Consider the following 15,094-nt stretch of genomic DNA (forward strand, 5'->3'; position numbering starts at 1 on the left):
AATGGAATTAATCGTTAAGCAAGGCTAACCTTTAAGGGGCAAAAAAAGCCCAATACTCTAAAAAGGATAAGGGCTTTACTGACTAATTAGATATGTGCCTTAACTTCTTTGATTGTGTTTTTTAGAGTGGAAAGGGTGTCGTCGTAGACGCTTATACCTGGGCGTACAGGGCTATATGAAATTCCAATTTTCACTTTCTCAAAAAGTACATCAATGTCATACCCTGCGTTTTTTGCTTCATATAAAAATAAATGCAATGCTGCTTCATGAATGTTGTTTTGATTATTCATCAGAATGCTTCATTGTTTATTTGTAATGAAAGCGACATTGAACAATGTAGATTTGCCCATCTTCTGGCAGGTAAACAAGTCTATGTTTATCTGTGATTCTTCTTGACCAAAGCCCTGTTAAATCACCAATTAATGGCTCAGGTTTTCCGGTACCTTTGAAGGGATTTCTGGAGCATTCTTTAAGAAGTTCGTTGATTTCTTCAACGATTTTTGGATCGTTATTTTGCCACCAAACGTATTCTTCCCACGCTTCCGGAGTAAACGAGTAGGCGCTGATTTTAGCTTCGTGCTTGTTCTTCTGTTTCTGTTTGCTGCTGTGATTCATTGGTAAATAGCTCCCGTGATTGGGCTTTACCAGCTCGAAGATTCGCGAGGGATGAGCGTAAGCGGTTAGCGTTTGCATCAGTACTTAGAAGGTAAAGAGTTTCCTTCATGCTGCTGTAGTCCGCCATTGAGAGCATTACAACATGGTCACCGTTTACACGAGTGATTACTGTTGGATTATGGTCTTTGCATACGTTATCCATCACAGTCTTAAAGCTGGATCTTGCCTCGCTAAAAGTTAGGATGTTCATGATTTTTCTCGATATATCCGGTGAAAAATACGAATTCTTCGTGTTTTTCAATTAAAAGAAGCTAATCGTTTCTATTGGCTCGGCTTGCATTTGCCTTTCCTGCCATGAAGAATTGAAGGTGCTTATTGAGACTGGTTGAGATTCAACCTCAAGTACTGAATATTGTACGTTATATTGTACGTTTTGTCAATGTCTAATGCCTCCCAACCTAACTTGCCTTGTAGCTCACCAGCTGTTGGGTTTACTTACGACTCACGCCCAGCGCGGTCGGTTGGGCTAAAGATTTATCAGCCCAACATTTCTATTAGTAGATATGTGTTTGGCATATAAAATATGCCAAACTTACTTGCTAATTAAAGCCAGAAAGATATTTTTAGTGCCTGCGGCACCTTGATTTAGGAGCGGTTGCCACCGCGGGGCCTTCCTTTCTTGAACTGCCAAGAAAGGGAGCCAAGCTGCAACCTCATAAGCGCGAAAGCTCCTCATCTGCGGACAGCGGCGGCTGCGGAACTCACTCACTTTGCTCGCACAGACAGGCCGCCCGCTTGTTCTTCGCTTCGGCGTGTTTCAAGGGGATTCTTTAGCCCCATGCCAAGAGCACGTTTAATGCGTTTATCGTTGTTTGTTATTTAAAAACCTTGATTCTAGTGTTTCACCATTAACGCAGACATGGTCAAAAAAAAAGGCCCCAGAAATTTCCGGGGCCATAAAAGCTGCCGTGACGCAGTTCTTTAGTGCAGCGCTGCTTATAGTGCGCTGTGCCGTAGTTGCTCCAGGATCGCTGGATTTTCTAATGTGGAAATATCCTGAGTGATTTCTTCACCCTTGGCGATGTTTCTGAGCAGGCGGCGCATGATTTTGCCGGAGCGGGTTTTAGGCAGATTGTCGCCAAAGCGAATTTCATCCGGCTGGGCAATTTTGCCGATCTCGTGCGCTACCCATTCGCGTAGCTGTTTGGCAATTAGTTTGCCCGCTTCGCCTTCAGGGCGATCGCCCTTAAGTACTACAAAGGCCACGACCGATTCACCTTTAATTTCATGCGGTTTACCCACTACGGCAGCTTCAGCAACCAGCGGGTTGGCGGCCAGTGCCGATTCGATTTCCATGGTGCCAAGGCGGTGGCCGGATACATTCAGCACATCGTCGATGCGGCCCATAATCCAGATATAGCCATGCTCGTCGTAGTGAGCCGAATCGCCCGCCAGATAAAACTTGCCGTTAAATTCATCCGGAAAATAGGTGCTCTTAAAGCGTGCGGCATCGTTATAAATGGTGCGAACCAAGGATGGGAAGGGGCGGGTGATCACTAAAGACCCACCTTTGCCTGGCTCTACCGGCGCGCCGGATTCATCCACAATGGCGGTCATAATGCCCGGTAATGGCAGGGTGCAAGAGCCAGGTTTGGTAGCCACTGCGCCCGGTAATGGGGCCACCATATTGGAGCCGGTTTCGGTCTGCCACCAGGTATCGACAATCGGGCAACGTCCGCCGCCGATCACTTCGTGATACCACATCCATGCATCAGGATTAATCGGCTCACCCACCGTGCCCAAGAGGCGCAGGCTGGATAAATCGTATTGCTTAGGCAGATCGCCTCCGAGTTTGATCAGGGAGCGGATTGCGGTCGGCGCGGTGTAAAAAGTGGTGACCTGGTGTTTTTCTATCATCGCCCAGAAGCGGCCGGCATCCGGATAGGTTGGCACGCCTTCAAATACCACCTGTGTAGCGCCGATGCCCAGCGGGCCGTAAGCAATATAGCTGTGGCCGGTAATCCAGCCCACATCGGCCGTGCACCAGTACACATCGTCTTCTTTGTAATCGAATACCCATTTCATTGATACTTGTGTACCAAGAAAGTAGCCTGCGCTGGAATGCTGGATGCCCTTAGGCTTACCTGTGGAGCCGGAAGTATAAAGCACGAAGAGCGGATCTTCGGCATTCATCCATTCTGGCTCGCATACATCTGGCAGGCCTTTCACCAGCTGATGCCACCAAATATTATTGCTTTCGCTCCAGTGATCCGGCTTGGTGCCGGTACGCTGAAACACAATCACTTTTTCGACTGATTCGCAGTTGCCAATACCCAGTGCCTCGTCGGTCATGGCTTTCAGTGGCGTGGCTTTGCCGCCGCGCACGGATTCATTGGCGGTAATCACAATCTTGGCCGTGGCATCCTGGATGCGATCACGCAGTGCACCGGCAGAGAAGCCGCCAAACACCACTGAGTGAATCGCGCCAATACGGGCGCAGGCCTGCATGGCGATAATGGCTTCAACTGTGTGTGGCATATAAATAACAACGCGATCACCCTTGACCACGCCCAGGCTTTTTAAGCCGTTAGCAAACTGGCAAACGCGGTGATACAGCTCGCGGTAAGTGACGCGGGATACCGAGCCATCATCCGCTTCAAAAATAATCGCTACCTTATTTGCTTTGCTTTCAAGGTGACGGTCCAGGCAGTTGTAGGACACATTCATTTCACCATCTTCAAACCACTTGAAAAATGGCGCATTGGATTCGTCCAATACCTTGGTGAAAGGCTTGCGCCAGCTGACTAACTCGCGGCCTAACTCACTCCAAAAGCCTTGATAATCACTGCTGGCTTTTTCGCAAAGGGTGTAATAGCCCTCCATGCCGGATACGTTTGCTTTGGTGCGAAAATCATTGGAAGGTGGAAACAGACGGGTTTCCTTAAGTACGGAATCAATGCTGCTCATTTAGGCTTCCTTCTTGCAGAGATAGTCAGATAAATCGGTCTGAACTAAGAGTATCAGCGGCTCTTACGCAAGGCTAATTTTGTTTTTTGATGGGGTGAATCAGAAAGACTGATGCAAGAGTTTTTGAGTGGGAGGCAGCGGGCGGCGGGCTTAGGCGGGTATGTTTTTTGATGAAAAGAGAGCTGCCGATTCTATTGATTTAAAGGGTATTCGCAGCTTGGTGTACACAGGTTTTTTAGCCTGAAATTAGCCAATACTTATGCTTTATACCGGGTGGATTGCTGTTTTATAATTCAGGGTTTCGGGTTTTATATAGTTGCTTTTTAGTAAATATTAATGTGGTTTCAGAATTTAATCATCTGTAAATGATTGCGGGTTTAATTTAAAGTTATCCTTTAGCCCGTCTTCTTATACGAATTTCAGTTTTTTAAAACTTTGGCGGGATATCAGTACATGCTGCATCAATAGCAAAGCGTATATGCAGCTCGGTGGTGTCAAATAAAGGGATATCCATATCCTGCTGCTTAATCAGCATGGTAATTTCTGTGCAGCCCAGAATAATACCTTCTGCTCCTTGCTCGGTAAGCTGATTAATAATCGTCATATATTCCTGCCTGGATGATTCCTTAATGATGCCCTGGCAAAGTTCCTGATAGATAATCTCGTGCACTCTATTGCGGACTGCTTCTCTTGGAGTAATGACTTCCAGCTGATGCTGGCTGGTTAATCTGCCACGATAAAAATCGTGCTCCATGGTGAATTTTGTACCCAATAGAGCAACTTTTTTAATGCCTGCTTTTTTTATTTCAGCTGCAGTAGCATCCGCAATATGCAGAAATGGAATCTGGATTTTAGCTTCAATTTCAGCCGCTAATTTATGCATGGTATTGGTGCATAAAATAATCAAATCTGCACCGGCTAATTGCAGAGAATAAGCAGATTGGGCCATGATTTCCCCTGCCTTATCCCATTGCCCGGTGCTTTGTAGCGCGGCTATTTCTGCAAAATCTACACTTAGCAAGATTGCTTTGGCAGAATGCAGGCCGCCTAATTTTTCTTTGATTAATTGATTCGCTCTTTGATAGTAAATCTGGCTGGATTCCCAGCTCATGCCGCCTATCATGCCGATTGTTTTCATTGTTGTACCTTTAAATCTAATAAAGCGAGTTGTAATAAAAAAATGTCGAGATAGCCAGCTGGCTGGCCATTGTGCTGTTAAGTGGTTTTAATCTTCTGGGTGAAGCATTGCCATGTGCGTTATGGCCAGGCGGGGCAATATATCGCTCAGCTTGCTTTATTCCGGCATAGCTGTTTTTTCCTGGTATTTATTCTGTTTTGTTCTGCTGATATGGTTCGGTTTTTTATGCTGTTTGCGCCAAGTTTATCTCATCATGGGTTTAATAAGAGTGCCTCTGTGTGTAAATCATGCTTAATTCATAGATTTTTGAAGCTCCATAAAAACCTGATCTGCTTTATCAATATTAATAAAACCCAGCCGGGGAAATTCCAGATCAATGATGACATACAGAGCCAGAGACATAATCGCAGCAAAGGCAAAGGTGTGCAGCAGGCTGCGCTCCCTGTTATCCGACATATCGTAGCCCACCAAAAGTGCACCGGCAAAGCTTAGCCCGGCAAGCAGCAGAAATACGATAAAAGGAGGGTGGTTTTTAGTGGCCATTGCGCGCGTGGTGGTGATATCGATCATGTCATTGAGCGCTGGTAAAAGCAGTGTGGCGCTGGAAACAGGCTCATTAGGTTTGCGGCTGGCAGTTAAAACTTTCTGCCATATTTTTATCTGTAATGCAGCGGTTTCATCCAGTTTTTGCCGGGTTGCTGTTTGATTTTCTGTGCTTTGGTAGCTGTTCGAGCGTAATTCAAGATAGCGGCGAAATAGTGTGCGTATTTCGGGCTGAACATCGGCAGGCAACAGGTCTACACGCAGATAGGCCGTGCTGATGGCGTTGGCTTCCTGGGTAATTAAATGGCGGCGCTCTTCAAATCGCGATGCTGCACCTGAAAAAGTAAATGCAATAACCAGGCCGAGTAAACCAAATACAGCACTTTCGGCTGCACCAACTCCGTTGGCCAGCCCGTTCGGATCCCGTTTTAATTTAGCTAAACCCAGCCGTCGGCCAATTTCAGAGAAAATGAGGATGCCCGCAAAGATGCAAGCCGTTGTTAATAAGGCGATGAGGGTGAAGGTCATTTTATTTCCCTTTAGATAGCGTTGCTACGGAGTGCAAAGGCCGCGAGTCTGCACGGATATCTTTTGAGTAATCATGAGGATAAAATTATCGGATAATTACTTATTTTACAATAACATATATTTTAAAACTTGCACTTTTGATTAATAAGGCACTACCGTTGATTAACTATTTATTTAAATAACAGCAGGCTTGGGCTGTTTTTACGAAGGGATGATTCGATATTTTATTGTTAAAATATTTTGGATGATGTTTCAATATATATATTTTCTTAATTACGTTTGAAATAAAATTGTATTTTAGAATGTTACTTTTAATAATTTGATTATATATTTTATAGTTGAAAATAAAAAACGCCCTGTAAACAATACAGGGCGTTTTTTTATGACTATTTAAAGCTTAGTGTTTGGATGCACCTTCTGCACCTACCCCTGTCATGGAGCGGATAAATTGTGGCAAGAATGCGGCACGTTCAGAATCTGCTTGAGTGCTTTTATCTGTGATAGAGAATAGCCAAGTCATCACAAAAGCTAAAGTCATTGAGAAAATGGCCGGGTTTTTGTAAGGGAATAATTCGCTGCCCTTGGCATTGCCCAGTGTGTCTACCCAGACAGCTGGCCCGAGGATAATCAGTACTACTGCGCAAATCAGGCCAGAGTAGCCACCAATGACGGCCCCGCGGGTTGTCAGGCCTTTCCAGAACATGGATAAAAACAGCACTGGGAAGTTGGCAGATGCCGCAATCGAGAATGCCAGGCCTACCATAAAGGCAATGTTTTGCTTCTCGAACATAATACCCAGCAAGATAGCCACTACCCCTAAGGCCACGGTTGCGTATTTAGAGACGCGGATTTCTGTGGCTTCATCTACACGGCCTTTGCGCCAGACGCTGGCGTATAAATCATGTGAAACGGCGGAGGCACCAGAGAGGGTCAGCCCGGAAACCACGGCCAGAATGGTGGCAAAGGCAACCGCTGAGATAAAGCCCAGAAATAAATCACCACCCACTGCGTGTGAAAGGTGGACTGCTGCCATATTGGAGCCGCCCAGTAGTTTGCCCGCTGCGTCTTTATAGGATGGATCGGTTGACACTAGCATGATCGCGCCAAAGCCGATAATGAAGGTTAGGATGTAGAAGTAGCCAATAAAGCCAGTGGCTACAAATACGGATTTACGTGCAGCCTGTGCATCTTTTACGGTAAAAAAGCGCATCAGGATGTGTGGTAAGCCTGCAGTACCAAACATCAGAGCCAGGCCCAGAGAGATGGCATCAATCGGGTTGGATACCAGGCCACCGGGGGCCATGATGTTTTTAGCCGCTTTTGCTGCGGCCTTTGCCGCATCAGATGCTTTTTCGACCAGTGAGGCTGCATCGGGAGCATTGCTGGCAACCGCCTGGGCAGCGACATCAGATGCTGCCGTGGCTTTCACAGCCAAGAGCTGCGCTCCTGCTTCTTTAACGTGCACGGCCTGGGCAAACATGCCTTCGACACTAAAGTTCACATGTTTGAGTACCATAAAGGCCATAAAGCTCGCACCGGATAAGAGCAGTACGGCTTTAATAATTTGTACCCAGGTGGTAGCCAGCATGCCGCCAAAGATCACATAAATGACCATTAATACGCCAACCAGTACCACGGCCGTGTTGTAATTCATGCCAAACAGCAGCTGAATCAGTTTGCCTGCGCCCACCATTTGAGCAATCAGATACAAAGCAACCACAACTAAAGTTCCTGTTGCAGCAAAGGTGCGTACCGGGCCTTGTTGCAGGCGGTATGAGGCCACATCGGCAAAAGTGTATTTACCCAGGTTACGCAGGCGTTCTGCTACCAGAAAGGTGATCACAGGCCAGCCTACCAGAAAGCCCAGAGAATAAATCAGCCCGTCATAGCCGGTATCAAACACCAGTGCAGAAATCCCCAGAAATGACGCTGCCGACATATAGTCGCCGGCAATTGCCAGGCCATTCTGAAAGCCGGTAATGCCGCCGCCTGCCGAGTAAAAATCTTTAGCAGAGCGGGTGCGGCTGGCTGCCCAATAGGTTACCCCCAAGGTAAAGGCCACAAACATGAAGAACATGATGATGGCGTGCCAGTTCATCGCTTGTTTGGTAACCGGGCCATCAATGGAGCCAGATGCCCATGTAGGCAAGCTGGCAAGGGCCAGAAGCGCACCACAGCCTAGCTGCTTTTGCAATTTGTGCATCATTGCTTTGTTTCCTCGATAATTTCACGGGTCAACTGATCAAATTCAGTGGCGCGGCGTACATAAATGCCGGTAAGCACAAAGGCGGATAAAATCACCAGGATACCAATCGGAATACCGATGGTGGTGATGCTGCCTGCAGAGAGCGGGATCCCCAATGTTTTGGGGGAAAATGCGATGACTAGAATAAAACCGTAGTAAATGAGCAGCATTACTGATGATAAAAGCCAGGAGAGGCTGGTTTTTTTCTGGACTAACTCAGCAAATTTAGAGTTGTGCTGAATACGCTCGATGATCGTTTCACTCATGCTTAGACTCCTCCTTGAATAAGGTGGATCCCGGAAGGGACAACCGATCTGTAATGTAACGACAGCGATCTTTTGATGCTAATTGCAATTTCTGATGTACAAAATCAGCAAAACTGATGTTGCATTGCATTCGTATTTCTTGAGGCTTACTTCTTCTTGTGTATTCCATGTGGGTAAGTTACGGTATTTTTACCAAAATAAGCTGACAGTGTGAGGGTTTTTGAGCATACTTTCGCCATGGAAATTTACCAGCTTCGCACTTTTATTGCCGTTGCACAGCAGGGGCATCTAACTCAGGCCGCAGAATTACTCCATCTTTCCCAGCCTGCCGTAACGGCGCAGATTAAGGCTTTGGAAGAGGAGTTCGGCCTCCCTTTATTCGAGCGTTTCCCCGGTGGCGTGCAGCTCACCGAGGCGGGAAAGTTGTTGCAGCCGGATGCCGAGCAGATTTTGGCACTGGCGCGTGGTATGCAGAACCGGGCAAAAGCATTGGCAGGAGAGCCTAAGGGAAAGGTCAAAATTGGTACGATTGGTGTACCGGCAAGGCTGCGTTTAGGCTCTTGGCTGGCCCATTTACGGGATAGGTATCCGCTGATTTCAGCTCAAACCACGCATGGTATTTCGGTGAGCGTGCTCAATGATGTACGGAAAAAAGTACTGGATGGTGGTTTTTATCTGGGCCGCAATCCCTATCAGAATGTCACAACACTGCAGCTGAGCGAGATTGGCTTTTGCGTTGCGCTGCCTCCTGGCATGGCAGGTGAGCTGGTCAATGCAGATTGGAAAACGCTGGGTAAAGCTCCGTGGCTGGGTTTGTCTCAATTTACCAGCCTTGCAGAAATCACTTTGGAGCTGTGGCGCAGCCAGAATATTGCGCCAAAGATTGTGGGTGAATTTGATGAAGAAGCAACCTTGGTAGAGCTGGTTAAAGCGGGAATGGGGGTGGCGATTCTGGCTGAGCGCACAGCAAAACGCTTTGCTGCCGATGGCTCGATTGCCTTATGGCGGGGCGGGGAGATTGCAGTGCGGGTGCCTTTGCAGTTTATCTATTCGGCAGACAGAGAGCAGGACCCGTTAATTGGTATGCTGAAGGGTTCACTTAAAATAGAGTGGGATCTGCTTTGATTATCACTTAAGATTGTTTTTAATGAAAAAAGCCAGATTTAAATCTGGCTTTTTTTTGGGGTACTGAAAATACAAAAACCCCGCCATGGGCAGGGTTCGAGTATGAAGGCCACCGCACAACAACTGAATTACTTCAGCTTGGTTTCCTTGTAGATCACGTGTTTACGAACCACGGGATCAAACTTCTTGATTTCTAGCTTAGTTGGCATTGTGCGCTTGTTCTTGGTCGTTGTGTAAAAGTGACCAGTACCTGCGCTGGATTCCAGCTTGATTTTTTCACGCATGATTTCTTACCTCAGCCTCAAACTTCGCCACGAGCGCGGAGATCCGCGAGGACGACTTCGATGCCTAGTTTATCGATAGTACGGAGTGCTGCGTTAGATACACGCAGACGAACGAAGCGGTTTTCACTTTCTACCCAGAAACGGCGGCTGTGCAGATTTGGAAGAAAACGACGCTTAGTCTTGTTATTGGCGTGGGAAACGTTGTTCCCTGTCACTGGACGCTTGCCGGTGACTTCACATACTCGTGCCATGGTGGGTAATTCCCTGACTTCTGAGAAAAACCGGATTTATAGCATAGATTCCAGCCTTGTTTCAAGAGTTATGTCACTTTACCCTTAGGTAATTAGGTTTTTTCTGCCGGCGTTTTGTGTTCTATGGCTAGGCGCTGTGCGGCTTGAGGCTGGGTTTGGCAGATCTTTGTAAACGCATAAAAATGAGAAGTGAAAATAGTGCCTGCCCTGGGGGCTCAGCGGCTTATAAAGCAGGCTGGGATTACCCGGCAAGCCAATATGCTTTAGTTTTACAGGTAAGCTTAATTAAGAGGCTGGGATAAAAGGGAAAAATGGCCTATTCGCTGAGGGCAGGCGCAATCTTGTAAAGTGCTCCCCGGCTGTTTACCGGGGAGATGTTGGCGTTATGCATGCTTGAGCTTGGGTTATGGCCCTTTATTCGCCAGCAGGAGCGAGCACAGTGCGATTGCCGTTGGTTTCCATACCGCTGACCAGGCCAGAGGCTTCCATCTGCTCAATTAGCCTTGCAGCGCGGTTGTAGCCGATGCGTAGCTGGCGCTGTACGGATGAGATCGAGGCCCGGCGGCTTTTGAGCACAAAGGCAACGGCTTCGTCGTAAAGCGGATCGCTTTCGTTATTTCCATCGCTATTGTTGCCGTTTGCTGCTGCTTCGGCTTCAAAGCCTCCATTTAAAATACCATCGATATAGTTGGGCTCACCCTGCTGCTTGAGGTTTTCAACCACCTGATGCACTTCATTGTCGTCCACAAAGGCGCCGTGTACACGCAGCGGGTAGCCGCTGCCCGGTGGCAGGAACAACATATCTCCCTGGCCAAGTAAGGCCTCTGCGCCCATCTGATCCAAAATGGTACGGCTGTCGATCTTGCTGGATACCTGAAATGCCAGCCTAGTCGGGATGTTGGCCTTGATCAGGCCAGTAATTACATCCACTGATGGGCGCTGGGTGGCCAGAATCAGATGAATACCGGCAGCGCGGGCTTTTTGCGCAAGCCTTGCGATCAGCTCTTCAATCTTTTTGCCCGCCACCATAATCAGATCGGCAAACTCATCTACCACCACCACAATAAACGGCAGGTGCTCAAGGCGTTCAGGATCGTCCGGTGTCAGCGTAAAAGGATTCGTGAGTGGCGTTCCTGCTTTTTCGGCTTCACGAACCTTCTGATTGAAACCTGCCAAATTACGCACACCAAAGGTACTCATCAGGCGGTAGCGTTTTTCCATTTCGGCCACACACCAGTTCAGCGCATTGGCGGCCAGCTTCATATCAGTGACTACAGGGGCCAGCAAATGCGGGATGCCCTCATAAACAGACAGCTCAAGCATTTTCGGGTCGATCATAATAAAGCGCACTTCATCTGCCGTGGCTTTGTAGACCAGACTGAGGATCATGGCATTCACACCGACAGATTTACCCGAGCCGGTCGTCCCCGCCACCAGCATATGCGGTGCTTTGCCCAGATCGGTGACAATCGGCTTGCCGGTAATATCTTTGCCCAGTGCAATGGTGAGCTTGCTGCCCATGGCGTGATAGGGCTCGGAAGAGAGAATCTCCGACAGGCGAATGATCTGGCGAGTCGGGTTGGGCAGCTCCAGCCCCATGTAGGTTTTGTCCGGGATGGTTTCGACGACGCGAATCGAAACGAGGCCCAGCGCACGGGATAAGTCCTTCATCAGATTGACAATCTGGGAGCCCTTTACACCGATTGCGGGCTCAATCTCGTAACGGGTAATCACTGGCCCCGGGTAGGCGGCGATGACTTTGACTTCTACATTGAAGTCAGCCAGTTTTTTCTCAATTAGCCTTGATGTGAATTCCAGTGTGTCTTTGCTGATGGTTTCCCTGGCAGGTGGTGCGGGTGTGAGTAACTTGATCGGTGGCAAGCCCTGGTTGCTGGCAATCACGGGCAGGTCTTCTGCATTAAATAGCGGCACTTGTGCGGCTTTTTGCTGCTCTTCCTGTGCTTTTTTGCTGAGTTTTGCGGCGATAGCGGGCATTTCGGTATGAGCGGCTTCTATGCGTACCGGAGGCTTGTCATCAAAACGTTTTTTCTCTGATGTCACCTTCTCGCCGCGCTGTACTTTTGCTTCTCGGCCAATTTTGCGGTCGTGTGATGCCTGGATGGCATCACGTATTTTTAGAATGCTTAGCTCAATCAGGGTGCCCAGGTTTTCCATTAAATGTAGCCAGGACAAACCTGTTAGCAGAGAAATACCAATGCATAATGTGGCAATTAAAAATAGCGTAGCACCGGAAAAACCGAAGCTTAAGTACAACCAGCTACCCAGTGTGACGCCCAGGATTCCGCCGGGAGCCTGTGGCAAAACAGCATGAATACTGTGTAATCGCAGTGCTTCAAAGCTGGAGCTGGCCAGAATGATCAGTATGAAGCCAATGCAGGCAAAGAGCACGGTAGGGCGGGCACTATCACTGACATGATCTATGCGCCGGTAGCCCCATAAAATAGCTGAAAAGCAAAAGCCTACCCACCACCAGGCTGAAAACCCGAATAAATAGAGCAAAATATCGGCAATCCACGCGCCTACCGCACCACCTCGATTATGAATTTCAGGCCGGGTGGCGCTGTGTGACCAGCCGGGGTCGCTGGGGCTGTAGGTGCTTAGGACCAGGACGAGGTAAATGACCAGAACGACCAGAATAAACCACCACGATTCGCGCAAAAGAATGGCAATCTGAGGTGGTAAGGCGGCGCGGCTGGATACATTTGCAACGTTTTTTTTACGAAATATGCCCATGTTTGGCTTGATTGCTATGAATATGCCGCTAATTATAGCGGCAACATCCTGCAAACAGCAGTTGGCTGTTTCATTTGGGTAATAAGCCAGCAGATTGGTGTGGAGGTTCACTCAAGAAAATGCTTTTGCTATTTTAAACAAAGCGCACAGGTCTAGCGGGCGTAATCCCCTTTATCTTCGAATTGGCTCGCTTGCAGCAGGCTAAATATGTGGTATCTGCAATCAGAATTGATGTACGCGCAGCTTCACCCCCAAGGCCTGTACATAGGCAGTGGCTCAATGCCTAATACCAGGCTGACAGGAGGCGCACCACGGGCGGGCGTGAAAGTAGCAGCATCGGCAGGGTAAGGGCACAGAGACCAAACCAGGCAAGGGTAAGGCGCAGTCATTTGGCAGACCAGAGTATGCTGATCTCTACTCAGGGCAATTGCGAATGAGGTTTGGGTGGCTGAAAAAATCCGGTCCTATTGATTTAGCTGATGTTGCGAAGCCATCGTGTTTTTGACTGTTTGACTGTTTGACTGTTTGACTGTTTGGCTGAGGCATCACAGTAGGGGTTCTAAGGTGCGTGTCACCAGGATGTTATTTCTGTTTTTAAGACAAAAAACCTGCCAGTTTGTTTTCCAGAACCCGTGGGTTTTCGCCGTTGGCAATGGTGACCAGGCCTTCTACCAGCATTTCGCGGCGTCTGACTTCTGTTTGGATATGTTGCTTTAATTTATGTGAAATAGGCAGAAAAATCAGATTAGCCATGGCGACGCCGTAGATAGTGGCCACAAATGCAACTGCAATCCCCGCTCCCAGCTTGGAAGGATCTGTGAGGTTTTCCATGACGTGGATCAGGCCCATCACCGCACCGATAATGCCGATAGTAGGGGAATAGCCCCCTGCGGCTTCCCAAATTCTGGCAGCAGAGCGGGCCCGGTCTTCAAATACATCAATATCCAGCTCCAGGGCGCGGCGAATGACTTCGGGCTCAGCACCATCAACGACCATTTGCAGCCCGCGTTTGATAAAGGGATCTTTTTCGCTTTGAACATAGGCTTCCAGTGCCAGCAAACCGCCACGGCGGGCTTGCTGGCCCCAGTTAACCAGTACACCCAGCTGTTTTTTGAAATCGTGCTGTGGCGGGAAAAAAACCCAGCGCACCATTTTCAGGCCAGCCACAAAGTGATCTTGCCTAGTTTGCAACATGACTGCGCCTAGCGTACCACCTGTGACAATCATAAATGCCGTGGCCTGCATCAGGGAGGCTACATGTCCGCCCTCCAGAATTTGCCCGAGTACAACTGCAGTTAGGCCAAGTAAAATACCAAATATGCTGATTTTATCCATATCGCCTTATCAACCTGTCCAATCACCCAGGCGCGCCCGCAGCCGGGCGATGGCCTGGCTGTGCAGCTGGCAAACCCGGGATTCGGTGACACTGAGTACGGCCCCAATTTCTTTAAGATTGAGTTCTTCGTCGTAGTAAAGTGCCATCACGAGCTTTTCCCTTTCGGGCAGCGCATCAATAGCTTCTATTAATTTTTGTTTGAAGTGTGTTTCAGAGAGCTGATTGAGCGGATTGTGTGACTGATCTGCCACATTATGTTCACTATGATGATTTTCTTCATCTTCTTCGAAATCGTCCAAATGCACCAGCTGATGGCCGCGCGCCTCGGTGAGCATGTCCTGGTATTGCTCAAGGCTGACCTGAAGGTGATGGGCAACTTCACTTTCCAGGGGGGCTCTGCCCAGGCTGTGGCCAAGTTTTAACAGTGCGGTTTCAATATCCCGCATATGTTTTCTGGCCTGGCGGGGCATCCAGTCGGCGCTTCTTAATTCGTCCAGCATTGCGCCGCGAATACGCTGTGAGGCAAAAGTCTCAAACAGCACACCTGCATTGGCATCAAAGTTTTTTGCAGCTTCCATTAGCCCCATCATGCCTACCTGTATCAGGTCGTCCACTTCCACGCTGGCAGGCAGACGGCTCACCATGTGATAGGCGATCCGCTTGACCAGCGAGGCATGGTGAGTGACGTAATCATCTTCGCTGCCGGCCTGGGTCTGACGATAAAGAGAAAGTGCGCGTGGCGCTGTCATCTGTTTCTACTTTGAAGTGGCAAAATCAGTTTAGCTGAGAGCCTAGCGACTTGGGAGTAAAATCAGTTTGCTTTCTAATTGCTTAAAAGTGCTTGCAATAGCTCGGCCTAATCCTTCGGCAATATCATTTGTGTTTATGTTGTTTAAGCTCTTATTTGCCGTAAGAATGGTGTCGAGTATAACAGGGGAATTCACCGAGCTTAAGCGAATATGCAGTTTTGCTAATAAGTAAGCCTCGCTTGCAGATGGGTATGGTGAGTAAGCTTGGCCACTGAATCAGTAATCTGCTGACT

The 15,094-nt window shown here is 48.3% G+C and carries 15 protein-coding genes; 1 reads left to right on the forward strand and 14 read right to left on the reverse strand.

Features of this window, described 5'->3' with window-relative positions:
- Positions 1-86 precede the first annotated feature (86 nt).
- The 8 genes from EJO50_RS16440 to EJO50_RS16475 form a co-directional block, all read right to left on the reverse strand.
- Positions 87-290 (reverse strand): hypothetical protein, encoded by a 204-nt coding sequence (locus EJO50_RS16440; protein ID WP_125975980.1) that lies wholly within the window; start codon positions 288-290, stop codon positions 87-89.
- Positions 291-306: 16 nt separating this feature from the next.
- A complete protein-coding gene (locus EJO50_RS16445; protein WP_125975982.1) occupies positions 307-615 on the reverse strand; it encodes a Txe/YoeB family addiction module toxin in 309 nt (102 codons plus the stop codon).
- Positions 569-865 carry a type II toxin-antitoxin system Phd/YefM family antitoxin gene (locus EJO50_RS16450; protein ID WP_125975984.1) on the reverse strand — a complete coding sequence of 99 codons (297 nt, stop codon included), beginning with the start codon at positions 863-865 and terminating at the stop codon, positions 569-571. Before EJO50_RS16450 ends, EJO50_RS16445 begins: the two co-directional genes overlap by 47 nt.
- Before the next feature lie 746 nt (positions 866-1,611).
- On the reverse strand, positions 1,612-3,582 hold the full coding sequence (gene acs, locus EJO50_RS16455; RefSeq protein WP_125975986.1) for an acetate--CoA ligase: 1,971 nt from the start codon (positions 3,580-3,582) through the stop codon (positions 1,612-1,614).
- 427 nt (positions 3,583-4,009) lie between these two features.
- Positions 4,010-4,720, reverse strand: a complete 711-nt coding sequence (locus tag EJO50_RS16460) for an aspartate/glutamate racemase family protein (RefSeq protein ID WP_125975988.1) — start codon at positions 4,718-4,720, stop codon at positions 4,010-4,012.
- A gap of 291 nt (positions 4,721-5,011) precedes the next feature.
- A complete protein-coding gene (locus tag EJO50_RS16465) occupies positions 5,012-5,791 on the reverse strand; it encodes a bestrophin-like domain (protein WP_125975990.1) in 780 nt (259 codons plus the stop codon).
- Between the two features lie 397 nt (positions 5,792-6,188).
- The gene (locus EJO50_RS16470; RefSeq protein WP_164521542.1) at positions 6,189-7,997 is read right to left on the reverse strand and encodes a cation acetate symporter; all 1,809 of its coding nucleotides are present in this window, start codon (positions 7,995-7,997) and stop codon (positions 6,189-6,191) included.
- Positions 7,994-8,302, reverse strand: a complete 309-nt coding sequence (locus tag EJO50_RS16475) for a DUF485 domain-containing protein (RefSeq protein WP_125975992.1) — start codon at positions 8,300-8,302, stop codon at positions 7,994-7,996. The genes EJO50_RS16470 and EJO50_RS16475 overlap by 4 nt, the downstream gene beginning before the upstream one ends.
- 237 nt (positions 8,303-8,539) lie before the next feature.
- On the opposite strand from EJO50_RS16475, the gene EJO50_RS16480 reads away from it, so the two are divergent.
- Positions 8,540-9,427 carry a LysR family transcriptional regulator gene (locus EJO50_RS16480; RefSeq protein WP_125975994.1) on the forward strand — a complete coding sequence of 296 codons (888 nt, stop codon included), beginning with the start codon at positions 8,540-8,542 and terminating at the stop codon, positions 9,425-9,427.
- A 128-nt stretch (positions 9,428-9,555) separates the two neighbouring features.
- Here EJO50_RS16480 and rpmG read toward each other — a convergent pair whose 3' ends face one another.
- The 6 genes from rpmG to EJO50_RS16505 form a co-directional block, all read right to left on the reverse strand.
- Positions 9,556-9,711 carry a 50S ribosomal protein L33 gene (gene rpmG / locus EJO50_RS16485; RefSeq protein WP_125975996.1) on the reverse strand — a complete coding sequence of 52 codons (156 nt, stop codon included), beginning with the start codon at positions 9,709-9,711 and terminating at the stop codon, positions 9,556-9,558.
- A gap of 17 nt (positions 9,712-9,728) precedes the next feature.
- Entirely contained in the window at positions 9,729-9,962 is a 234-nt protein-coding gene (gene rpmB, locus EJO50_RS16490) for a 50S ribosomal protein L28 (protein ID WP_082752868.1), read from the reverse strand.
- Positions 9,963-10,376: 414 nt separating this feature from the next.
- Positions 10,377-12,716 carry a DNA translocase FtsK gene (locus EJO50_RS16495; protein WP_125975998.1) on the reverse strand — a complete coding sequence of 780 codons (2,340 nt, stop codon included), beginning with the start codon at positions 12,714-12,716 and terminating at the stop codon, positions 10,377-10,379.
- Positions 12,717-12,961: 245 nt separating this feature from the next.
- Positions 12,962-13,105, reverse strand: a complete 144-nt coding sequence (locus tag EJO50_RS17210) for a hypothetical protein (RefSeq protein WP_164521543.1) — start codon at positions 13,103-13,105, stop codon at positions 12,962-12,964.
- A 205-nt stretch (positions 13,106-13,310) separates the two neighbouring features.
- A complete protein-coding gene (locus EJO50_RS16500) occupies positions 13,311-14,051 on the reverse strand; it encodes a flagellar motor protein (protein WP_125976000.1) in 741 nt (246 codons plus the stop codon).
- Between the two features lie 9 nt (positions 14,052-14,060).
- Positions 14,061-14,801, reverse strand: a complete 741-nt coding sequence (locus EJO50_RS16505; RefSeq protein ID WP_125976002.1) for an RNA polymerase sigma factor FliA — start codon at positions 14,799-14,801, stop codon at positions 14,061-14,063.
- Positions 14,802-15,094: the final 293 nt, after the last annotated feature.

The sequence above is a fragment of the Iodobacter ciconiae genome, from assembly GCF_003952345.1.
Classification (GTDB): domain Bacteria; phylum Pseudomonadota; class Gammaproteobacteria; order Burkholderiales; family Chitinibacteraceae; genus Iodobacter; species Iodobacter ciconiae.